The organism is Phycicoccus sp. HDW14 (assembly GCF_011383005.1).
Lineage (GTDB): Bacteria > Actinomycetota > Actinomycetes > Actinomycetales > Dermatophilaceae > Phycicoccus.
The window spans coordinates 3,634,980-3,656,045 of record NZ_CP049935.1; the positions used below are offsets into that span (position 1 = coordinate 3,634,980).

A 21,066-nucleotide genomic window follows, 5' to 3' on the forward strand; every position below is an offset into this window, starting at 1 on the left:
GGGGCCGGCCCTCACCCCTCGGGGACGTTCTCCTCGAGCTCGGCGAGCCACGCCGTCGCTGCGGCGTCGGACGGCATCCGCCAGTCCCCGCGGGGTGAGAGCGAGCCTCCCGCAACGACCTTCGGGCCGTTGGGGATGGCCGAGCGCTTGAACTGGTTCTGGAAGAAGCGCCGGAGGAAGACCACCATCCACGCGCGGATGGTGGGCAGGTCGTAGGCGACGTGGTCGGCCTCGGGGTAGCCGGGCGGCCAGGCTCCGGCCGCGGCGTCGGACCACGCGTGCTCGGCGAGGAAGGCGATCTTGCTCGGCCGGTAGCCGCGGCGCAGCACGTGGAAGAGCGTGAAGTCGTGGAGCGCGTACGGGCCGATGGTGTCCTGCGTCGACTGGAGCTTCTCGCCCTCCTTGACGGGCACGAGCTCGGGGCTGATCTCGGTGTCGAGGATGCCGAGCAGGGTGCGGTCGGCCTCCGCGTCACCGAGCTCGCCGGCCGCGACGACCCAGCGGATGAGGTGCTGGATGAGCGTCTTCGGCACACCGGTGTTGACGCCGTAGTGCGACATCTGGTCTCCCACACCGTAGGTGCACCAGCCGAGGGCCAGCTCGGAGAGGTCGCCGGTACCGAGGACGATGCCGCCCCGCTGGTTCGCGGCCCGGAAGAGCAGGTCGGTGCGCAGGCCGGCCTGGACGTTCTCGAAGGTGACGTCGTAGACCTCCTCGCCGGAACCCGCGGGGTGCCCGAGGTCCTCGAGCATCTGGGTGGCCAGCGGCCGGATGTCGACCTCCTCCCACTCGATGCCGAGGCTCTCCATGAGGTGGATCGCGTTCGACTTCGTGCCGTCGCTCGTCGCGAACCCGGGCATGGTGATGCCGAGGACGTGGGTGCGGGGCAGCCCGAGCCGGTCGCAGGCCTTGACCGCGACGAGGAGCGCGTGGGTGGAGTCGAGGCCGCCCGAGACGCCGATGACGATGCGCGGCATCCGGTCCGGCACACCGCCGCCGATGGCCCGCATCCGCTGCTCGAGGCCGGAGACCTGGATGTTGTAGGCCTCGTAGCAGTCCTGGGCGAGGCGGGCCTCGTCGTCGGGCACGAACGGGAAGCGGTCGAGCGGCCGGCGCAGGCCGAGGTCGCCGGTGGGCGGCTTCACGCGGAACGGGACGATGCGGAAGCCGGCGTCGTCGGCCGAGTAGGCCTCGGCGTTGTCGCCGAACGACCCCTGGCGCATCCGCTCCTGGCGCAGCCGGTCGAGGTCGACGTCGACGACCGTGCGGCGCGGGCCGTCGGGGAAGCGGTCGGACTCGCCGAGCAGCTCGCCCATCTCGTAGGCCATCGTCATGCCGTCCCACGACAGGTCGGTCGACGACTCGCCCTGGCTCGCGGCCGCGTAGAGGTACGCGGCATCGCACCGGGCACTGGCCGAGCGGGCCAGGAGGTGGCGGTCGTCGGCCCGGCCGACGGTGATGGGGGAGGCCGACAGGTTGAGCAGCACGGTGGCCCCGGCGAGCGCGGCCTCGTGGCTCGGCGGCACCGGCACCCAGACGTCCTCGCAGACCTCCATGTGCACGACGAGCCCCGGCACGTCGTCGGCGGCCAGCAGCAGGTCGGGCCCGAACCCGATCTCGCCGTCGGCGTCGGCGCCGGGCCAGTGCGGCCGGACGAGGAACTGCCCCTGTTGCCCTGCGCCCGAGGCGAACCAGCGCTTCTCGTAGAACTCGCGGTAGTTCGGGAGGTAGGCCTTGGGGGCGACGCCGAGCACCTCGCCGCGCTGGATCGCGACGGCACAGTTGTAGAGCCGGTTGCCGTGCCGCAGCGGGGCGCCGACGACGACGAGGGGGGTGAGGCCGGCCGTGGCCTCGGCGACCGCGACCACCGCGGCGTCGACGGCGTCGAGGAGGACATCCTGGAGGAGGAGGTCGTCGATCGCGTACCCGGACAGCGAGAGCTCGGGGAAGAGCGCGACCGCGACGCCGTCGTCGTGGCAGGCCCGCACCTGCTCGATGACCCGGCGGGCGTTCTCGGCGGGGTCGGCGAGGGCGACGGGCAGCGTGCACGCCGCGACCCGGGCGAAGCCCTGGGCGTAGACGTTCCGGAAGTCCATGCCCCCGAGGCTAGTGGCCGGGTGCGCGGACGGGTCCCGGTCGGGGTGCTCAGTCGGCGAGCACGACGGCCTGCATGAAGCGGGTGGCCGACTCGACGAGGTCGTCGAGGGGCGCGTCGTCGGGGGCCTCGATGGCCCGCAGTGCGACCTCGTTGAGGCCGCCGACGACGCACACCGCCTCGAGGTGGCTGAGGTGGCGGACGCTCGTGCCGGCGGCGCGGGCCTGCTCGAGCATCCGCAGCAGGGACTCGGCGTGCCGGTCGACGACCTCCTGGCGGGCCCGGACGCCGCGCTCGCCGACCGTCGTGATGTCGACGACGTGCGCCCGCCCGAGCGCGCGGTCGTCGGTGAGGAAGGTGAGGAAGGCGCGCGCGACCTCCTGCAGCTGCACGGTGGCCGGGGCGGCGCCCGGGGAGAGGGCGGCGTCGACGGCGTCCATCAGCTGGCCGCTGCGCGTGCGGTAGAGGGCGAGGAAGCACTCCTCCTTGTCGGCGAAGTGCTCGTAGAAGGTGCGCTTCGAGGTGCCGGCGAGGCGGGCGACGTCCGCGATCGTGGTGGCGGCGAGGCCCTGGTCGGCGACGGCGGCGGCCAGACCCGCCTCGAGCCGCTCGCGCACCGGGCGGGTGCGGTCGGTGCCGTCCCGGAGGGGCTCGGCCGTGGCTCGTGTTGTCGTCGTCATGACTGGTACTGTACCGTACCAACCTGCTGGTACCAAGTGGTACCGCCTGTCACCCAGTCCAGGAGATCCCCGTGCAGCTCGCCGCAGACGCCGTCGCCGTCGCCGGGACACGCAGCCCCCTCGTCCGTCCGACGTCCTTCACCGCCGCCCCGGCCCGGGTCACCCCGGTCGCCGGCGACCCCGGCTACGGGCAGGTCGCCCTCGCCCTGGCTCTCGCGGGCCGGATGCCCCTCGCGACCGGCCGCGTCCTGCTCGACGGCGACCCGGACCCCGCCCGCCTCCAGCGCCACGTGGCGCTCGTCGACGTCCCCGAGGTGTCCGCTCCGGAGGACGGCCTCGCCGTGCACCACGTCGTCGCCGAGGAGCTCGCCTTCGCCGGCCGACCCTCCGGCCGCCGGGCGGTCAGCGCCTTCCTCGACCGGCACGGCGTGCTCGCCGCGGCCGACGCCCCCTTCGAGCGGCTGGCGCCCGAGGAGCGGGTCCGCGTCCTCACCTCGGCGGCCGCCGAGCGGGCCGCCACCCGGGTGCTCGTCGTCACCAACCCCGACCGCCGCGGGGGTGACCCCCGGCTCTGGTGGCCGCTGCTCACCGCGCACGCCGCGTCGGGGCTGACCGTCGTGGTGCAGCTGACCCACGCGACGATGCGCCAGCTGACGCTTCCCGTCCTCGCCGAGCTCGGCTCGACCGAGGAGGTGGCGGCGTGACCGCCCTCCGCCTCGCGCTCACCGAGCTGCGCCGCATCGGGGCCAGCCGGGTCGGCCGGCTCGCCCTCGTCGCGATGGTCCTCGTCCCCTCGATCTACGGCGGCCTCTACCTCTACGCCAACGACGACCCCTACGGGCGGCTCAGCGAGGTCCCCGCGGCGATCGTCGTCGAGGACGAGGGCACGACCCTCGCCGGCGGCGAGGAGCTGAAGGTGGGCGACGACGTCGCCGACACCCTCGTCGAGAAGCACACCTTCGACTGGGCGCGCGTGTCCCGCCAGCGCGCCGACTCCGGTCTGCGCGACGGCGACTACGACCTCGTCCTCGTCCTGCCGGGGTCGTTCTCGCGCGACCTCGCGAGCAGCGCCACGAACGACCCGCGGCAGGCACGCCTCGAGATCCGCACCAACGACGCGAACAACTACCTCGCCCGCACGATCGCCAACACCCTCGTCAGCCAGGTCACCGCCTCCGTCGCCGAGCAGGTGAGCAACACCGCGGCCAGCCGCTTCCTCGAGGGCTTCGCCGACATCCACGCCCAGGTGGTCGACGCGTCCGACGGGGCGTCGAAGCTCGCCGACGGCGCCGCCACGGCCTCCTCGGGCGCGACGAAGCTCGCCGACGGCGCCGACACCCTCGTCTCCGGGCAGGAGCAGCTGGCGTCCGGGGCCGACGACCTGGCCTCCGGCGCAGGCGAGCTCGCGGACGGCCTGGGCACCCTTCGCTCGAGCACCGAGGCGCTCCCGGGCCAGACGCGCAAGCTCGCCGACGGCGCCCGACAGGTGTCCGACGGTGACGCGAAGGTGGCGGCTGCCGGACGCAAGGTGGCCGACGCCACCGACGCCCTCCTCGGCGACCTCACCGGAACGCGGGGCCGCCTCGCCGATGACCTGCGCGCCGCCGGGCTGTCCGAGACCGAGGTCCAGGCCGTCCTCGACCGGGTCGACGCACGCACCGGCCCGATCAGCCAGGCCAACGCCACCGTCCAGTCGACCGCCGACGACCTCGACCGGCTGGCCGCCGGGGCCGACGGCGTGGCCGACGGGGCGGAGCAGCTGGCCGCTGCCGCGCCGAGGCTCAGCTCGGGCATCGCCACGGCGGCCGACGGCAGCCAGCAGCTCTCGTCGGGCGCCATCCGGCTCGCGGCCGGCCAGCGCGACGCGCTCGACGGGTCACGACGGCTGGCCTCCGGGGCCCACGACCTCGACGACGGCCTCGGTGACCTGTCGGCCGGTGCCACGAAGCTCTCCGACGGGCTCGCGAAGGGCGCCGACTCCATCCCCGACCCCTCGCCGGAGCAGCGCCGGGCGATGGCGCAGACCATCGGCAGCCCGGTGGCCGTCGACCGCGACGCCGAGGCCGCGGCCGGCAGCTACGGTGCCGGGCTGGCGCCGTTCTTCATGAGCCTCGCGCTGTGGATCGGCGGGTTCGTCCTCTTCACCCGGATGCGCGCCCTGTCCGCCCGGGCTCTCGCGGCCGGTCAGCCGGCCTGGCGCGTGGCGCTCGGCGGATGGTTGGGGCCGGCGCTGCTCGGGGCCCTGCAGGCCGTCGTCGCCTTCGGCGTGGTGGCCCTCGGCGTGGGCATCGACGTCGCCCACCCGCTGCTGCTCGGGCTCTGGATGGTCACGGTGTCCGCGGCGTTCCTCGCCGTCATCCACCTGCTCATGGCCCGCTTCGGGGTCGTCGGCCAGTTCCTGGCCCTCGTCCTCATGGTGCTCCAGCTGGTCAGCGCCGGGGGCACCTTCCCGTGGCAGACCCTGCCGGCCCCCCTGCTGCCGCTGCACCACGTGCTGCCGATGTCGTACGCCGTCGACGGCGTGCGCCGGCTGATGTACGGCGGGCCGCTGTCGGCGCTCGGGCTCGACCTCGCGGTCGTCGGTGGCTGGGGCCTGGCGGCCCTGGCCCTCGGGGCGCTGGCCGCCCGGCGGGCCGGGACGTGGACGGCGGCCCGGGTCAAGCCCGAGCTCGCCGCCTGACGGCGCACGGCGCGGACCCGGTCCTCGGGTCCGCGCCGTGGCGGTGCGGTGCTGCGCTGCGACGCGCAGGCGTCAGTCGTCGTCGCCCTCTCCGCCGCCCTGGGGGGCCGGCACGTCGCTCCAGACGGCCTTGGCGCCGCTGTGCCCGACGAGGGCGACGTCGACGCTCAGGCCGATGGCCGCGAGCACGCCGACCGCGAGGAGCACGCGCAGCAGCACCGACGGGCGGCGCGTGCCGGTCTCGGTGTCGCGGGGAGCCCGCATCCACACGAGGTAGATCAGCCAGGTGAGGACGGCCACGGCGATGAGGATGATCGGCAGCACGTCACCGAGCTCGGCGTGGGCCTCGACGAGGTTGCTGCTGCCGACCCGGCGCTCGAGGGCCTCACCGGACTCCTTGGCGACGAAGCCGCTGATGGCCGTGACCGTCGCGAGCAGGGGGAGGGCGATGCCGATGCGGGCGCGCAGCTTCTCGGAGACGGCCACGAGGAGCAGGAGCAGGGCGGTGAGGGGAGCGAGGACGACGACCGCGTGCACGACGAGGGCGTGCGTCGGGATGCCGAAGACTGTGTCGAACAAGGAGGTTCCTCCCGGGCAGGGCGTGGCCGATCCACGCACGGCTCCCACTCTGCCGGGTGACCTGCCACGGAACCCTCAAGGGAGCGTCAAGGCCACCTGAGACTTTCGTCGGGTGTCCGATGGTCCGATGGCGGGGTCAGGGCGTGAGGAGGATCTTGCCCGTCGCCCGCCGCTGCTCGACCGCCAGCAGGGCCTCGACGACCTCGTCGAGCGAGCGGACCTCGCCGATGACGGGGTCGACCGCGCCCGAGGCGAGCAGGGGCAGCAGGCCGTCCCACTGCTCGCGCAGGTAGCCGGTGCCGGGGCCGTGGGGGTGCGTCCACCACGCGCCCCAGCCGACGCCGACGACCGAGAGGTTGTTCAGGAGGAGGCGGTTGACCTTCACCTCGGGGATCGAGCCGGCCGAGAAGCCGATGACGAGCAGCCGTCCACCCGGGGCCAGCGAGCGCAGCGAGTCGGTGAACCGGTCGCCGCCGACCGGGTCGACCACGACGTCGACGCCGCGCCCGCCGGTCAGCTCGGCGACCGCCTCGCGGAAGCCCTCGGCCGGGACGACCTCGTCGGCACCGGCGGCCCGGGCCACCTCGGCCTTGGCGTCGGACGAGACGACGGCGAGCACCCGGGCACCCCGGGCGGCGGCGAGCTGCACGGCGGCCGTGCCGACCCCGCCGGCCGCGCCGTGGACGAGGACGGTCTCGCCCTCGACCAGCCGGGCCCGCTCGCGCAGGGCGAAGTCGCAGGTCAGGTAGTTCATCGGGAGGGCGGCCGCGCGGTCCCACGTCGTGTCGTCGGGGAGTGGGAAGACCATCGCGGGGTCGACGGCGACCGCCTCGGCGAACCCGCCGAACACGGGGAAGGCCGCGACCCGCTCACCGGCCTCGATGCCGCTGCCGGCCGGGGCGCTGCGCACCACGCCGGCCACCTCGGACCCCGGCACGAAGGGCAGGTCGGGCTTCAGCTGGTACTGGCCGCGGGTCAGGAGGACGTCGGGAAAGCAGACACCGGCCGCCGCGATGTCGACGACGACGCGGTGCCCGGGTCCGTCACCGGCCTCCGGGTCGGGGACGTCGACGACCTCCACGGCCTCGGGTCCGTCGAGCCGGGTCACCTGGGCTGCGCGCATCCGGCCATCCTAGGAACGCGGCGCGGGAATGCGGCGACGGGTGGCGTTCCTTGCACCTGCCGTGCCCCAGCCCCGACACCCCCAGCTCGCCACGGCCGCCCTCATCCTCGGCGGCATCGCCATCGGCACGACGGAGTTCGTCACGATGGGCCTGCTGCCGCAGATCTCCGACGGGGTCGGGGTGTCGATCCCGGTGGGCGGGCACACCATCTCGGCGTACGCCGCCGGTGTCGTCGTCGGGGCGCCGCTCATCGCCGCACTCGGGGCCACGCTGCCGCGCAAGGGTCTGCTGCTCGCGCTGATGGCCGCCTTCGCGGTCGGCAACGCGCTGAGCGCGCTCGCGCCGGGGTACGAGCTGCTCGTCGTCGCCCGCTTCCTCGCCGGCCTCCCCCACGGGGCGTACTTCGGGGTGGCCGCGCTCGTCGCCGTCGACCTGGCACCGGCCGGGCGGGCCGGGCGAGCCGTCGGGACGGTGATGCTCGGCATCCCGATCGCCAACGTGCTGGGGGTCCCCGGTGCGACCTGGCTGGGGCAGACCCTCGGCTGGCGCTCGGCGTACTGGCTGGTGGCGGTGCTCGGGCTCGCGACGGTGGCGCTCGTCGCGCTGCAGGTGCCGCGGCTCGTGGGTGACCGGACCCGCACCGTGCGGGCCGAGCTCGGGGCGCTGACCAACCTCCAGGTGCTCCTGACGCTGGCGGTCGGGGCCATCGGGTTCGGCGGGATGTTCGCCATGTACTCGTACATCGCGCCGACGGTCACCCGGGTCACCGGGCTGTCGGAGTCGGCCGTGCCGCTCTTCCTCCTCGTCTTCGGGGTCTCGGGGTTCGTGGGGAACCTGCTGGCCGGGCGGATGGGGGACTGGTCGGTGCTGCGCTCGGTCGTCATCGGGATGGCCGGGCTCGGGGTGTCGCTGGGGCTCTTCGCGCTCGTGGCACGGTGGGCGGTGCCGGCGCTGGTCGTGCTGGCGCTGACGTCGGTGCTGGCCTCGGTGCTCGTCATCAACCTCCAGCTGCGGCTGATGCAGGTCGCCGGCGCGGCCCAGACCCTCGCGGCCGCGGGCAACCACGCGGCCCTCAACCTCGCCAACGCCCTCGGCGCCTGGCTGGGCGGCGTCGTCATCGCCCGTGGCTACGGGTACACGGCGCCGTCGTGGGTGGGTGTCGGGCTCGCGGTGCTGGGGCTGGGGGTGCTCGGGGTGTCGGTGCTGCTGCACCGTCGGTCGCTGCGCTCGCGGGTGGGCGCTCCCGCCGTCGCCGCCTGACGGTCGGCGGCGTCGGCCCGTCCCACGGCAGGTAACCGCCGACCCGGCCACCTCGTCGCGGCAGATCCGGACGGGTTCGTCGGTGCTGCACCGGCATCGAAAAGCTGTTGGGACGGACGGTGTCGGAGAGCTAGCGTGACCGGCATGCAGGTCAGGTTCGAACGCACCGCCCACCGGCGGTACGCGGTCGCAGTCATTCGCACGCGGCACGGAAACCTCCGACTGGACCCAGCGCCGGGCTACTCCGACCTGATCCCTCACGACGTGGTGCACTTCGTGGTGGAGGACGAGTTCGGGCTGCGGCAGGGGATCTTCGGTCAGATCGCCGCAGGCGGTAACGCCGGGACCTTCGTGCCGACCGAGGAACTGCGGACCAAGGCCTGGGCACGTCAGGTCGAGCGACGCAACAGGTCCACCGGAGGCGACATGGGGCGCTCGGAGGATCTCGCGGCCCAGGTCTACCCGCGCTGGCTGCGACACGGCGGTCATCTACCTGGCAGTCACTACGTGCGCCAAGACCCCCCTGCGACCGAGCTCACCGCAACCGACCTCGACCGGGCGTTCGAGCGACTCGACGCGCTGTCACGGGAATGGCGAGCCCTCGAGGTCGGAGGGTCGATGACGGTCGAGTGGCCCGAGCGGCCCTGATCGGTGCAACAACCCAACGCGTGACGGTGAGGCGTCCGCTCAGCGTGACGAGGGGTGGCAGACGGCTCTCGATCTCCGCGGTTGACGACCGTTGGCCACCCCTCGGGCAAGCATCCTCACGTCAGCATGAGCGTGCGTAGCCGAGGTCGGGGACAGGGCTCAGAAGGGTGGGCGGTCCGGGAACGGTGGCGGGCGGTCGCGGCGATGGTGAGCCCTGCCGTGGACCAGCACCGGTTCGCGGGGTCGGTGGGGGTCGAGGCGGCAGCGGCGGAGGGGCGGGTCGGCATCGCCCAGGGCGTGCTCGAGGCGGAACTCGAGCCGGCTGAAAGGGCCGCGACCGTCGCGGGGTGACGTGGCGCGGGGAGTGGGGGGCCGGTCGGACCCGGTGTCGGGGAGAACGGCGGCGCCGAGGGCATCGAGTGGAGCAGTGGTGCGCACCCGCCCGGTCGGGTCGGTCCACGTCATCGTCCCGTCCGGGCCGAGCGTCGCCGACCACCCCGGCCGCTGCTTGACGCGGTGGTGGCGCCGGCAGAGGCACGCGAGGTTCGCGGCGGACGTGGGGCCGGTGGGCCAGGGGACGACGTGGTCGAGATCGCAGAACCGCGCCGCGACGTGGCAGCCGGGGAAGCGGCAGCGGCCGTCGCGGGCGCGGACGAAGGCGGCGAGCCGCGGACCGGGACGGTAGGCCGAGGTGGAGAGGGCGCAGTCCGGGTCGAGGAGGCCGCCCGAGGACGGCTGGCACAGAGCGGGATCCGTGACGGCACCGGCCACCGTGCGCGAGAGCCACTCGCGGGGGACGAGGACCGGATGGGGAGTGCGCGAGACCGCCACCTCGACGAGGTCACCGGGTGCCGAGGGAGCGGAGGGTGCGGCTGCGGCGCCACCGGCCGGGGTGGTGAGCACGACCCGCAGGTCGATCGTCGCGTTCCCGGTGACGAGGTCGGTGAGCGCTCGGGCGCGGGCGCGCTCGACCGTGGCGCAGGTGCCGTCGACGACGAACTGCTGGGCAAGGGCGTCGATGGCGGCCCAGGCCGAGGCCGCCTCCTCCGACGGGAAGGTGCCGAGCCAGGTGTCGACGCCGGGCTCGCCGACCCAGCGGCGCAGCGAGGACTCCTGCCGGGCGCGGACCGCGCGACGGCGCAGCAGGTCCGGGCCGACGCGGGCCAGCATCCGCCGGGTCCGACGGCGCAGTCGGCCGGCGTCCTCGTGGTCGAGGTGCGGGTCGAGGGCTGCGACGACCGCGGCGGCCACCTCGGCCGGGGCCTCGTGGAGCTCGTCGGCGACGACCGAGGCCCGGTAGGAGTCCAGACGCCCCGCGGCCATCGCCTCGTGCAACCCGCCGAGCCCGGTGCACGTGGACGTCCCCTCGGGACCGTCGGCCGCGCGGCGGACGGCGTCGCGCACGAGCCGCTCGGCGTGCACCGCGCCCACGCACAGGGCCCCGGAGGCGATGGACGGTGCGTCGAGCGCGACGTGACCGGGAGCGTGGTAGCGCTCGACGACCTCCCCGTCGTCGAGCACCTCGGCCTCGATCGCGGCCAGCCGGACGAGGGCGAGGTCGCGCGCCGCCTCGACGCGGGAGGCCAGGGCCCGGAGGCCGGTGAGCGCGGCCGCCCACTCCTCGCGGGTGCCCGCGGTGAGGGGTGCGTCGAGGGCCGACCGGAGGACGTCCGCAGCGCTGCGGGCGGCATCGAGGACCTGCTGCGGTCCGGTGCTGACGGTCATCGGCTCCCCCTCCCCTCCTGCCGCCATCCTACTCCACCCGGCTCTCGACCGGAAGGGGCGGGCAGCATCAACTGCAGTGTCGGACAACGTTATCCGTAGAGCCATCCGCACCAACTGCCCCCTCCATCGCACCTGTCCCACGGTGCCACCCCCGCCCCCACCAGCACCCCGACGCACGGGTCGTGAGCGCTTCCGCAGCCCGTCCCGAGGCGGCCACGAGGTCCCGACGGAAGGGTCGCGGCATCCGCCCGCCTCGACCGCCGGGAGCATCCGATGTCCTTCCGCCTCGACGCCTGGTCCGTCCTCTGGCCCGTGCTCGCCGTCTCGGCGGGTGTGGCCCTGCTCGCCGTCCTCGGCCTGGTCCTCCACGAGAGCCGTAGGGTGACGGCATGTCCGCCCCCGTCTCCTGCACCGTCGACGGCGGGATCGCCCAGGTCCGCCTCGACCGCCCGGACAAGCTCAACGCGCTGACGCTCGACACCCTCGAGGCCCTCGTCGCGACGGCCCGCCGCCTCGGCGCCGACCGCACCCTGCGCGGCGTCGTCCTCGGCGGCGAGGGCGACTCGTTCTGCGCCGGCCTCGACTTCGCCACCGTGCTCAGCCAGCCGCCGCGGGTGGCCCGGGCCTTCGTGCCTCGGCCGTGGCGCGGCACCAACCTCTTCCAGGAGGCCTGCTGGGCCTGGCGCCGGCTGCCGGTGCCGGTCGTGGCCGCCGTGCACGGCCACTGCTACGGCGGCGGCCTCCAGATCGCGCTGGCCGCCGACCTGCGGATGACGACCGCCGACGCCCAGTGGTCGGTGCTCGAGGCGCGCTGGGGGCTGGTGCCCGACATGTCCGGCATCCAGGCCCTCGCCCAGCAGGTGCGGATGGACGTCGCCAAGCGGCTGACGATGACCGGCGAGGTGGTCAGCGGCACCCGGGCCGTCGAGCTCGGGCTGGCCAGCGAGGTGCACGACGAGCCGTTCGTCGCGGCGACCCGCTTCCTCGAGGAGGTGGCGACCCGCTCGCCCGACTCCGTCGCCGCCACCAAGCGCCTCTTCGAGCGCACCTGGACCTCCGGGCCCCGGCGCACCTTCGCCCGCGAGCGGCTCGAGCAGGCCAGGCTCCTCGGCCGGCGCAACACCCGGGTCGCCCGCGAGTCGGCGCTGCGGCGCGAGTCGCCCACCTTCGGTCCCCGCTCGTGACGGCGTCCGGAGCCGGGACCACGCGGCGCACGTCCTGCACCCTGTGCGAGGCGATGTGCGGGCTGGTCGTCGACCTCGACGCCGCCGGGCGCGTGGCCCGCATCCGCGGTGACGACGCCGACCCGCTGTCACGAGGGCACCTGTGCCCCAAGGCCTTCGCCCTGCCGGAGATCCAGGACGACCCCGACCGGCTGCGCCGCCCGCTCGTCAGGGGCGCCGACGGCGAGCTCCACGAGACCGGATGGGACGAGGCGTGCGCGCGGGCCGCCGAGCTGCTCGTCGGCGTGCAGCGCGCGCACGGCGACGACGCGCTCGCGGTCTACCTCGGCAACCCCAACGTCCACAGCCTCGGCGCCCTGACCCACCACCCGACGCTCGTGCGGTTGCTGCGCACCCGCAACCGCTACTCGGCCACCTCGGTCGACCAGCTGCCGCACCACGTCGTCGCCCACGCCCTCTATGGGCACCAGTTCCTCCTGCCGGTGCCCGACATCGACCGCACCGACCTCCTCGTCCTCGTCGGCCACAACCCGATGGCGTCCAACGGTTCCCTCTGGACGGTGCCCGACTTCCCCGGGCGTCGACGCGAGCTGGCCTCCCGCGGAGGGCGGCTCGTCGTCATCGACCCACGCCGCACCGAGACCGCGAAGGTCGCCGACGAGCACCACTTCGTGCGGCCCGGGTCGGACGCGCTCGTGCTGCTGGCGCTCGTCCGCGAGGTGCTGGCCTCGGGCCGGGCCCGACCGGCCGCGTACGTCGACGGCGTCGACGCGGTGCGCTCGGCCGTCGAGCCCTTCACCCCCGAGCTCGCCGAGCGGGTCAGCGGGATGCCGGCCGCGGCGGTGCGCGACCTCGCCCGGCAGCTCGTCGAGGCTCCGTCGGCCGCCGTGCACGGACGGATGGGCGTGTCGACCCAGGCGCACGGCGTCGTCTGCCAGTGGGCGGTGCAGGTCCTCAACGTGCTCACCGGCAACCTCGACCGGCCCGGCGGGACGATGCTCACGACGCCGGCCGTCGACCTCGTCGGACGCGGCGTGCTCGGCCCGGGTGGGTTCTCCCGCAGACGGACCCGTGTGCGCGGGCTGCCGGGTTTCGGTGGCGAGCTCCCCGTGGCCGCGCTCGCCGAGGAGATGACGACCCCGGCGAGGGACAGGTCCGGGCGCTCCTCACGGTGGCGGGCAACCCGGTGTCGTCGACGCCGGGAGGCCACCGCCTCGACGCGGCGATCGCCGGGCTGGACGCCGTCGTCTGCATCGACATGTACCTCAACGAGACGACGCGGCACGCCGACGTCGTGCTCCCGCCCACCGGGCCGCTCGAGCGCGACCACTACGACCTGGTCTTCCACCTGCTCGCCGTCCGCGACACCGCGCGCTTCTCCCCGGCCCTGCTGCCCAAGGACCCGGGCGGCCGCCACGACTGGGAAATCGCCCGCGACCTCGGGCTGGCCTACCAGCGGGCCCGGGGGACCGGTGTGCGACGGCGGCTCTCGAAGGCGTCGCTCGCACTCGAGGCGCGCCTGCGGACCTCACCGACGCGCCAGCTCGACGTCCTGCTGCGGACCGGCGGCGCGCGCCTGTCGGTGCGCAAGCTCCGGTCGGCTGGTCCGGGCGGGCTCGACCTCGGGCCGCTGCGACCCCGGCTCCCGCAGCGGTTGCGCACCCGCGACCGGCGCATCGACCTCGCGGCGCCCGTGGTGCTCGAGGCACTCCCCGCCCTGCTGACCGCCGTCGAGGCGGCGACCCCCGTGGACGGCGAGCTGCTGCTCGTGGGCCGGCGGCACCAGCGCGACAACAACTCGTGGCTGCACAACGCCCCGGTGCTCACGAAGGGCCGCCCGCGACACGCCCTCCTCGTGCACCCCGACGACCTCGCCGTCCGCGGCGTCGCCGACGGCGCGCGCGTCCGGGTCCGCTCGGCGTCCGGTGAGGTGGAGGTCGAGGTGTCGGCGAGCGACGACGTCATGCCCGGCGTCGTCTCGCTGCCCCACGGCTACGGCCACGCCCGCGACGGGGTGCGGCTGCGCGGCGCGACCGCGCTGCCGGGCGTGTCGGTCAACGACCTCACCGACCCGTCGGTCGTCGAGGCGGTCTCCGGCAACGCGGTGCTCAACGGCGTGCCGGTGACGATCACCCCCGCCCCCTGACGGCTCCTTCCCTTCGCGAATGTGTGTGAACTCGCCGGGCATCCCCGGCGAGTTCACACACATTCGCGGGAGGGGCGGGTGGTGAGGAGCCGCAGGGCCTCGACGCAGTGCGACACCAGCGCCTCGCGCCCGACCGCGCGCTCGGCCGGCTCCAGCGCCGCCCACTGCAGCGCCCGGTCCTCGAGGTAGGCCACCCAGCCGTGCGCGGCGGGCAGCGCCTCCTCGCCGAGCGAGAGCTCGCGGCAGGCCAGCTCGGCGACGAACCAGGTGACCCTGCCCATCGGGTCGTCGGACGCCGCGCGCGACAGCTCGGTCCGACCCCGGACGAGGGCCACGTACCACTCGCGCCGCCGCTCGACCTGGGCGAGGAAGCGCTCCACGACCTGACGGACGGCGGCCTCGCCGGTCACTCCGTCGTCGGGGGTCACGTTGCGCCGCACCCGCCGACCGGCCGCGGCGACGACGGCCCGGTGGTACTCGGTCTTGGTCGGGAAGTAGTGGAACAGCAGCCCGCGCGACACCCCCGCGGCCTCGGCCACCTCGTCGAGGGAGAGGTCCTGGACCGGCCGCTCGACGAACTTGCGCAGGCCGATGCCGACGAGCTGGCGCCGCCGCTCGTCGGGGGTCATCCGCACCCGTGCCGCCGTTCCCACGCTATTGAGCATTGCTCAACAGGAGGCTAGGGTCAAGGAATGGACTTCGCCCCGTCCGCCCGCGCCGCCGACCTCGCCCGCCGGGTCCGCTCCTTCGTCGACACCGAGGTCGAGCCCGTCGAGCGTGCGCTCATCGCCGACGTCGCCGCCCGCCGGGCCCGCGGTGAGGATCCCTGGCCACCCACCCCCGCCGTCGAGGACCTCAAGCGCAGCGCCCGCGCCCAGGGCCTCTGGAACCTCTTCCTGCCCGCCGGCGAGGGCGACGAGTGGGCCGCCCGCTTCGGCACCGACGGCGCCGCCGGCCTCACCAACGTCGAGTACGCCACCGTCGCCGAGGAGACCGGCCGCTCGACCCTTGCGCCCCTCGTCCTCAACTGCAACGCCCCCGACACCGGCAACATGGAGGTGCTGCTGCGCTACGGCACCCCCGAGCAGCAGGAGCAGTGGCTCGTCCCCCTCCTCGACGGCCGCATCCGCAGCGTCTTCCTCATGACCGAGCCCGGCGTCGCGAGCTCGGACGCCACGAACATGGCCGCCACCGCGACCCTCGACGGCGACGAGGTCGTCGTCGACGGCCGCAAGTGGTGGAGCACCGGCGCCGGCCACCCCGACAGCCGGCTCGGCATCTTCATGGGCCTCACCGACCCCACCGCGCACCGCCACCGCCAGCACTCGATGGTCCTCGTCCCGATGGATGCCCCGGGCGTCACCGTCGAGCGGATGCTCACCGCGCTCGGGCAGTACGACGAGCCGCTCGGGCACGGCGAGGTCTCCCTCGACGCGGTGCGCGTCCCCGCCGGCAACGTCCTGCTCGGCCCCGGCCGGGCCTTCGAGATCGCCCAGGGCCGCCTCGGCCCGGGGCGCGTCCACCACTGCATGCGCCTCGTCGGGCTGGCCGAGAAGGCCCTCGAGCTGGCGTGCGAACGTTCCTCCACGAGAACCGCGTTCGGCAAGCCGATCGCCAACCTCGGCGGCAACCGCGAGCGGCTCGCGAAGGCCCGCATCTCCATCAACCAGGCCCGCCTCCTCGTCCTCCACGCGGCGTGGAAGCTCGACACCGTCGGCATCGAGGGTGCGCTCTCTGAGGTCAGCGAGATCAAGGCCGCCGTCCCGCAGATGGCCTGCGACGTCATCGACCTCGCCATCCAGCTGCACGGCGGCGGCGGCATGAGCGAGGACTTCCCGCTCGCCGCGGCCTACGCCGGCGCGCGCAGCCTGCGCCTCGCCGACGGCCCGGACGAGGTGCACCTCGGTGTCGTCGCCCGGCACCTGCTCCGCCCGTACGCCGCTCGCGCCCAGGAGGCCACCCGATGACCCGCCGCGCCCTCGTCACCGGCGGTGCCTCCGGGCTCGGCCGCGCCCTCGTCACCCTCCTCGTCGCCCGCGGCGACCGGGTGCTGGCCGTCGACCTGGCCGACCAGCGCCCCGACTCCGTGCCCGCGGGCGCCGAGTACCGGCGCCTCGACGTCCGCAGCCAGCAGGACTGGGACGCCGCCCTCGCGTGGGTGCGCGAGGAGTGGGGCGGCCTCGACCTGCTCGTCAACAACGCCGGCATCGCCACCGGCGGGCGCATCGAGGTCGAGGCGATGGCCGACTGGGAGCGGGTCGTCTCGATCAACCTCCTCGGCGTCGCGCGCGGGTGCCACACCCTCACACCGCTGTTCAAGGAGCAGCGCTCGGGCCACATCGTCAACGTCGCCTCGCTGGCCGGCCTCGTGCACGGCCCGGGCATGTCCAGCTACAACGCGACCAAGGCCGGGGTCGTCGCCCTCTCCGAGACCCTCGGCTTCGAGCTCGGTCCGTGGGGCATCGACGTCTCCGTCGTCTGCCCGGCCTTCTTCCGCACCAACCTCCACGAGTCATTCGCCGGCAAGGACGCCGCGATGCAGGAGGCCGGCGTGCGGCTCATCACCCAGGCCTCCGTCGACGCCGCCGACATCGCGACGATCGTCCTCGAGGGCATCGACAAGAAGAAGCCGATCATCCTCACCGACCGGATGGGCCGGCAGGCGTACTTCGGCAAGCGGTTCGCCCGCCCCTGTACGACCGGATGATGGTCGCCCAGGCCAAGCGCCTCGCCCGCAAGGCGGGTGCCGACCCGGGCGAGTACCTGCCGTGACGGACGTGCCGGGCGCCGCGGCGGTCCGCGACGAGGACGCCTTCGACGCCGGCCGTGCCGCCCACTGGCTGCGCGAGAACGCCTCGGACGCAACCGGCCTCGACGGCGACCCCGAGGTCCGCCAGTTCGCCGGCGGCGCGAGCAACCTCACCTACCTGCTGCGCTGGCCGACCCGCGACCTCGTGCTGCGCCGTCCCCCATCGGGCACGAAGGCCAAGGGTGCCCACGACATGCGCCGCGAGCACGACCTGCAGGCCGCCCTGGCCCCCGTCTTCCCGCTCGTCCCGACGATGGTCGGGTACTGCGGCGACGAGGACGTCATCGGCTCGGACTTCTACGTCATGCAGCGCGTCGAGGGCACCATCCTGCGCAAGGACGTGCCGGCCGCGCTCGGTCTCGACGAGCAGGGTGTGCGGACGTTGTGCGAGAACGCCGTCGACGTCCTCGTGGCCCTCCACGACATCGACGTCGTCGCAGCCGGCCTCGACGCCCTCGACCGCGGCCCCGGCTACGTCGAGCGACAGGTCGGCGGGTGGGCCGGACGGATGCGCCGAGCCCACACCCCCGACGTCCCCGACCACGAGGCGACGATGGCCTGGCTCGAGGCCCACCGCCCCGCCGATCGGCCGCACACGTTGATCCACAACGACTTCCGGTTCGACAACCTCGTCCTCGCCCCCGACGACCCGACCCGCGTCGTCGGTGTCCTCGACTGGGAGCTCGCGACCGTCGGCGACCCGCTGATGGACCTCGGCTCGGCGCTGGCCTACTGGGTGCAGGCCGACGACGACCCCACCTTCGTCGAGCTGCGCCTCCAGCCGACGCACACCCCGGGGATGCTCACGCGCGCCGAGGTCGTCGAGCGGTACACGGCGGCCCGCGGCATCGAGGTCGACCCGGAGGACCTGCTCTTCTACGAGGTCTTCGGCCTCTTCCGGCTCGCCGTCATCGCCCAGCAGATCTACTACCGCTTCCACCACGGCCAGACCACCAACCCCGCGTACGGCGCGTTCCGACACGTCGTCGCCCACCTCGACCAGCGGTGCGCCCGGCTCCTCGCCGGACGCGCCTGACCCGAACGGGAAGGACCACCGTGCCCACGACCATCATCACCGGCGCCAGCTCCGGGCTCGGCGCCGAGATGGCCCGCCAGCTCGCCGCCCGCGGCTGGGACCTCGGTCTCGCCGCGCGCCGCCTCGACCGGCTCGAGGAGCTGCGCGACGAGATCGTCGAGCGCACCGGCCGCCGGGTCGAGATCCGTGCCCTCGACGTCACCGACGACGACGCCGTCTTCGCGACCTTCCACGACCTGCAGGCAGCCTTCGGGACCATCGACCGGGTCATCGTCAACGCCGGCCTCGGCAAGGGCGCGCCGCTCGGCACCGGCCGCTACAAGGCCAACCGGCAGACCGCGATGGTCAACTTCGTCGCCGCCCTGGCCCAGACCGAGGCCGCGATGGAGATCTTCCGCGAGCAGCGCCGGGGCCACCTCGTCATGGTCTCGTCCGTCTCGGCGATGCGGGGTATGCGCAAGACCGTCACCACCTACGCCGCCACGAAGGCCGGGGTCGCCGCGCTGGCCGAGGGCATCCGCAACGAGATGCTCGGCGAGCCCGACCTCGACATCCGGGTGTCGGTCGTCTACCCCGGCTACATCCGCTCGGAGATGAACGAGCGGGTCTCGCACACGCCGTTCATCGTCGACACCGTCCCCGGCGTCGCCGCCATGGTCGAGGCCATCGAGAAGGAGAAGGCGCACGCGCTGGTGCCCGCCTGGCCGTGGGTGCCGCTCGGCAAGGCGATGCGCCACCTGCCGCTGCCCGTCGTCCGACGGATCATGTGACGTGGCCGGCGTCGTCGTCACGAGCCGGCTGCCCGGCACCGCCGTCGAGCGGCTGCGGGCCGAGCACGAGGTGCGCTACCGCGACGAGGACTCGCCGGTCCCGCCCGCCGACCGGCCGGTGCTGCTCGCCGGCGCGGAGGCGGTCGTCGTCACCCTCGGCCACCGGGTCGACGCGGCCTTCCTCGACGCCTGTGGACCGGACCTGAAGGTCGTCGCCAACGTCGCCGTCGGCTACGACAACATCGACCTCGACGCCTGCCGCGAGCGCGGGGTGCTCGTCACGAACACCCCCGGCGTCCTCACCGACGCCACCGCCGACCTCGCCTTCTCGCTCGTGCTCATGGTCACCCGCCGGCTGGGGGAGGCCGAGCGCGAGGTGCGCGCCGGCGGCCCGTGGACGTTCGGGATGTTCCACCTCCTCGGGACCTCGGTGCAGGGCAAGGCGATCGGCATCGTCGGGCCCGGGTCCATCGGCTTGGCGACCGCTCGTCGGGCGAAGGCCTTCGGGATGTCGGTCCTCCTCGCCGGCCGGTCGGCGCCCGACCCCGCAGCCGTCGCCGAGCTCGGGGCCGAGGTCGTGCCGCTGGAGGAGCTGCTCGAGCGGGCCGACGTCGTGTCGGTGCACGTCCCCCTCGGCCCGACGACCCGTCACCTGCTCGACGCCGGCGCCCTGGCCCGGATGAAGCCGACCGCCGTCCTCGTCAACACCGCCCGCGGGCCGGTCGTCGACGAGGACGCGCTCGTCGCGGCGCTCGAGGCGGGCCGGCTGGCCGGCGCCGGGCTCGACGTGCACGAGCACGAGCCGCGCGTGCACCCCGGCCTGCTCGCGCGCGAGGACGTCGTCCTCCTGCCGCACATCGGGTCGGCGACGGTCGAGACGCGCACCGCGATGGCCGACCTCGCCGCCGACAACGTCCTCGCGGTGCTCGCCGGTCGCGAGCCGCCCACCCCCGTGCGCTGAGGTCGTCGCACTTCCGCGCCTGCGCTCTCTTGTCGTCTCGCCTGACGCGGATGGGTACATCCGGTGACGTTCAGCACGCAGGTGCGGCTACTGTGCCCCTGTGAGCCTCTTCCGGATGAAGGACGCCGCCGACCTGCTGGGCATCAGCGACGACACGATGCGGCGCTGGGCCGATGCCGGGCGCATCGTCACCACGACCGACGCCAGCGGTCGACGGGCGGTCGACGGTGCGGTGCTGGCGCACTTCGCCGAGGAGCTCGCGGCCGAGGGCGCCCACCTCGAGACCGGTGACGTGCGGGCGGCATCGCTGCGCAACCGGTTCACCGGCCTCGTCACCCGCGTCGTCAAGGACGGCGTCATGGCCCAGGTCGAGGTGCAGGCCGGGCCGCACCGCTTCGTCTCGCTGATGAGCCGCGAGGCCGCCGACGAGCTGGGCCTCGAGCCGGGGATGCTCGCCCTCGCCGCCGTCAAGGCCACGAACGTGTCCGTCGAGATCCCCCGTACCCGCTGACCTCCACCACCCACGCCCCAGGAGCCCGAATGCGCCGTCTCGTCGTCACCACCCTGGCCGTGGCCCTCACCGGCCTCGGCCTCGCCGGCTGCGGGTCCGACGACTCCGGCTCGGGCTCCGGCAGCGGCGCCGGCCCGTCGGGCTCGACAGCGGAAACCGACGTCACCGGCGAGATCACCGTCCTGGCCGCCGCGTCGCTCACCGAGTCGTTCACGACCCTCGGCAAGCAGTTCGAGGCCGCGCACCCGGGCGTCAAGGTCACCCTGAGCTTCGGTGCCAGCTCGGCGCTGGCCACCCAGGTCACGTCCGGCGCACCGGCCGACGTCTTCGCGTCGGCGAGCGCCAAGAACATGGACGCCGTCGTGGCCGCCAAGGCCGCGTCCGACCCGAAGACGTTCGCCGAGAACGTCATGGAGATCGCCGTACCGCCGGCGAACCCCGGCAAGATCACCGGCGTGAACGACCTCGCGAGGCCCGGCGTGAAGACGGCCCTGTGCCAGGCGCAGGTCCCCTGCGGTGCGACGGCCGCGAAGGTCTTCACCAACGCGAAGCTCACCGTCACGCCGGTCACCCTCGAGCCCGACGTGAAGTCCGTGCTCAGCAAGGTGACGCTCGGCGAGGTCGACGCAGGCGTCGTCTACGTCACCGACGTGCTCGCCGCCGGCGACAAGGTGAAGGGCATCGAGATCCCGGCCGACGTCAACGCCTCGACGAGCTACCCGATCGCCTCGCTCACCGCGAGCAGGAACGCGGCCACCGCCGCCGCCTTCGTCGACTACGTCCTCTCGGCCGAGGGCGCCAAGGTCCTCACGGCCGCGGGCTTCCGGCAGCCGTGACCTCGCCCGCCCCCGGTCCCCG

The 21,066-nt window shown here is 74.3% G+C and carries 19 protein-coding genes and 1 pseudogene; 14 read left to right on the forward strand and 6 right to left on the reverse strand.

The annotated features are described in order from the left end of the window. Positions 1 to 11 precede the first annotated feature (11 nt). Positions 12 to 2,096: an NAD(+) synthase gene (locus tag G7075_RS17945; RefSeq protein ID WP_166123840.1), complete on the reverse strand. Its 2,085-nt coding sequence runs from the start codon at positions 2,094 to 2,096 to the stop codon at positions 12 to 14. Positions 2,097 to 2,145: 49 nt separating this feature from the next. Beyond that, positions 2,146 to 2,775 (reverse strand): TetR/AcrR family transcriptional regulator, encoded by a 630-nt coding sequence (locus tag G7075_RS17950; RefSeq protein ID WP_166123841.1) that lies wholly within the window; start codon positions 2,773 to 2,775, stop codon positions 2,146 to 2,148. 71 nt (positions 2,776 to 2,846) lie between these two features. Here G7075_RS17950 and G7075_RS17955 point away from each other — a divergent pair, with 71 nt between their 5' ends. Then, positions 2,847 to 3,479 carry an ABC transporter ATP-binding protein gene (locus G7075_RS17955; protein ID WP_166123842.1) on the forward strand — a complete coding sequence of 211 codons (633 nt, stop codon included), beginning with the start codon at positions 2,847 to 2,849 and terminating at the stop codon, positions 3,477 to 3,479. Then, positions 3,476 to 5,455 (forward strand): YhgE/Pip domain-containing protein, encoded by a 1,980-nt coding sequence (locus G7075_RS17960; protein ID WP_166123843.1) that lies wholly within the window; start codon positions 3,476 to 3,478, stop codon positions 5,453 to 5,455. The genes G7075_RS17955 and G7075_RS17960 overlap by 4 nt, the downstream gene beginning before the upstream one ends. A 72-nt stretch (positions 5,456 to 5,527) precedes the next feature. On the opposite strand, the gene G7075_RS17965 is transcribed toward G7075_RS17960, so the two are convergent. Further along, positions 5,528 to 6,034: a DUF2231 domain-containing protein gene (locus tag G7075_RS17965; protein WP_166123844.1), complete on the reverse strand. Its 507-nt coding sequence runs from the start codon at positions 6,032 to 6,034 to the stop codon at positions 5,528 to 5,530. Between the two features lie 136 nt (positions 6,035 to 6,170). Beyond that, positions 6,171 to 7,157 (reverse strand): NADPH:quinone oxidoreductase family protein, encoded by a 987-nt coding sequence (locus tag G7075_RS17970; protein WP_166123845.1) that lies wholly within the window; start codon positions 7,155 to 7,157, stop codon positions 6,171 to 6,173. A gap of 61 nt (positions 7,158 to 7,218) precedes the next feature. Here G7075_RS17970 and G7075_RS17975 point away from each other — a divergent pair, with 61 nt between their 5' ends. Next, complete coding sequence (locus G7075_RS17975) at positions 7,219 to 8,418, forward strand: MFS transporter (RefSeq protein WP_240917737.1); 1,200 nt, start codon at positions 7,219 to 7,221, stop codon at positions 8,416 to 8,418. A 144-nt stretch (positions 8,419 to 8,562) separates the two neighbouring features. Beyond that, the gene (locus tag G7075_RS17980) at positions 8,563 to 9,066 is read left to right on the forward strand and encodes a hypothetical protein (RefSeq protein WP_166124486.1); all 504 of its coding nucleotides are present in this window, start codon (positions 8,563 to 8,565) and stop codon (positions 9,064 to 9,066) included. A gap of 159 nt (positions 9,067 to 9,225) precedes the next feature. Here G7075_RS17980 and G7075_RS17985 read toward each other — a convergent pair whose 3' ends face one another. Next, positions 9,226 to 10,791: an HNH endonuclease signature motif containing protein gene (locus G7075_RS17985; RefSeq protein ID WP_166123847.1), complete on the reverse strand. Its 1,566-nt coding sequence runs from the start codon at positions 10,789 to 10,791 to the stop codon at positions 9,226 to 9,228. A 389-nt stretch (positions 10,792 to 11,180) separates the two neighbouring features. On the opposite strand from G7075_RS17985, the gene G7075_RS17990 reads away from it, so the two are divergent. The 3 genes and pseudogenes from G7075_RS17990 to G7075_RS21720 all read left to right on the forward strand — a co-directional run bounded on the left by G7075_RS17990 (position 11,181) and on the right by G7075_RS21720 (position 14,121). After that, complete coding sequence (locus G7075_RS17990; RefSeq protein WP_166123848.1) at positions 11,181 to 11,975, forward strand: crotonase/enoyl-CoA hydratase family protein; 795 nt, start codon at positions 11,181 to 11,183, stop codon at positions 11,973 to 11,975. 53 nt (positions 11,976 to 12,028) lie between these two features. Beyond that, positions 12,029 to 12,907 (forward strand): annotated as a pseudogene (locus G7075_RS21715) (molybdopterin-dependent oxidoreductase); the annotation flags it as partial. Positions 12,908 to 13,146: 239 nt separating this feature from the next. Next, positions 13,147 to 14,121 carry a molybdopterin dinucleotide binding domain-containing protein gene (locus G7075_RS21720; protein ID WP_240917738.1) on the forward strand — a complete coding sequence of 325 codons (975 nt, stop codon included), beginning with the start codon at positions 13,147 to 13,149 and terminating at the stop codon, positions 14,119 to 14,121. 53 nt (positions 14,122 to 14,174) lie between these two features. Here the strand turns inward: G7075_RS21720 and G7075_RS18000 are convergent, their stop codons facing one another. Continuing rightward, positions 14,175 to 14,774: a TetR/AcrR family transcriptional regulator gene (locus G7075_RS18000; RefSeq protein WP_166123849.1), complete on the reverse strand. Its 600-nt coding sequence runs from the start codon at positions 14,772 to 14,774 to the stop codon at positions 14,175 to 14,177. Between the two features lie 39 nt (positions 14,775 to 14,813). Between G7075_RS18000 and G7075_RS18005 the strand changes: the two genes are divergently transcribed. The 7 genes from G7075_RS18005 to modA all read left to right on the forward strand — a co-directional run bounded on the left by G7075_RS18005 (position 14,814) and on the right by modA (position 21,044). Beyond that, on the forward strand, positions 14,814 to 16,088 hold the full coding sequence (locus G7075_RS18005) for an acyl-CoA dehydrogenase family protein (RefSeq protein WP_166123850.1): 1,275 nt from the start codon (positions 14,814 to 14,816) through the stop codon (positions 16,086 to 16,088). Beyond that, positions 16,085 to 16,828 (forward strand): SDR family NAD(P)-dependent oxidoreductase, encoded by a 744-nt coding sequence (locus G7075_RS18010; RefSeq protein ID WP_166123851.1) that lies wholly within the window; start codon positions 16,085 to 16,087, stop codon positions 16,826 to 16,828. Before G7075_RS18005 ends, G7075_RS18010 begins: the two co-directional genes overlap by 4 nt. Before the next feature lie 61 nt (positions 16,829 to 16,889). Beyond that, on the forward strand, positions 16,890 to 17,966 hold the full coding sequence (locus tag G7075_RS18015; RefSeq protein WP_166123852.1) for a phosphotransferase family protein: 1,077 nt from the start codon (positions 16,890 to 16,892) through the stop codon (positions 17,964 to 17,966). 20 nt (positions 17,967 to 17,986) lie between these two features. Next, positions 17,987 to 18,736, forward strand: a complete 750-nt coding sequence (locus G7075_RS18020) for an SDR family oxidoreductase (protein WP_166123853.1) — start codon at positions 17,987 to 17,989, stop codon at positions 18,734 to 18,736. 1 nt (position 18,737) lies between these two features. After that, entirely contained in the window at positions 18,738 to 19,697 is a 960-nt protein-coding gene (locus tag G7075_RS18025; protein WP_166123854.1) for a D-glycerate dehydrogenase, read from the forward strand. Positions 19,698 to 19,812: 115 nt separating this feature from the next. Further along, positions 19,813 to 20,208 (forward strand): molybdopterin-binding protein, encoded by a 396-nt coding sequence (locus tag G7075_RS18030; protein ID WP_371814258.1) that lies wholly within the window; start codon positions 19,813 to 19,815, stop codon positions 20,206 to 20,208. A 29-nt stretch (positions 20,209 to 20,237) separates the two neighbouring features. Beyond that, positions 20,238 to 21,044, forward strand: coding sequence for a molybdate ABC transporter substrate-binding protein (gene modA, locus G7075_RS18035; RefSeq protein WP_166123856.1), 807 nt, complete (start codon positions 20,238 to 20,240; stop codon positions 21,042 to 21,044). The last annotated feature ends 22 nt before the right edge of the window (positions 21,045 to 21,066 follow it).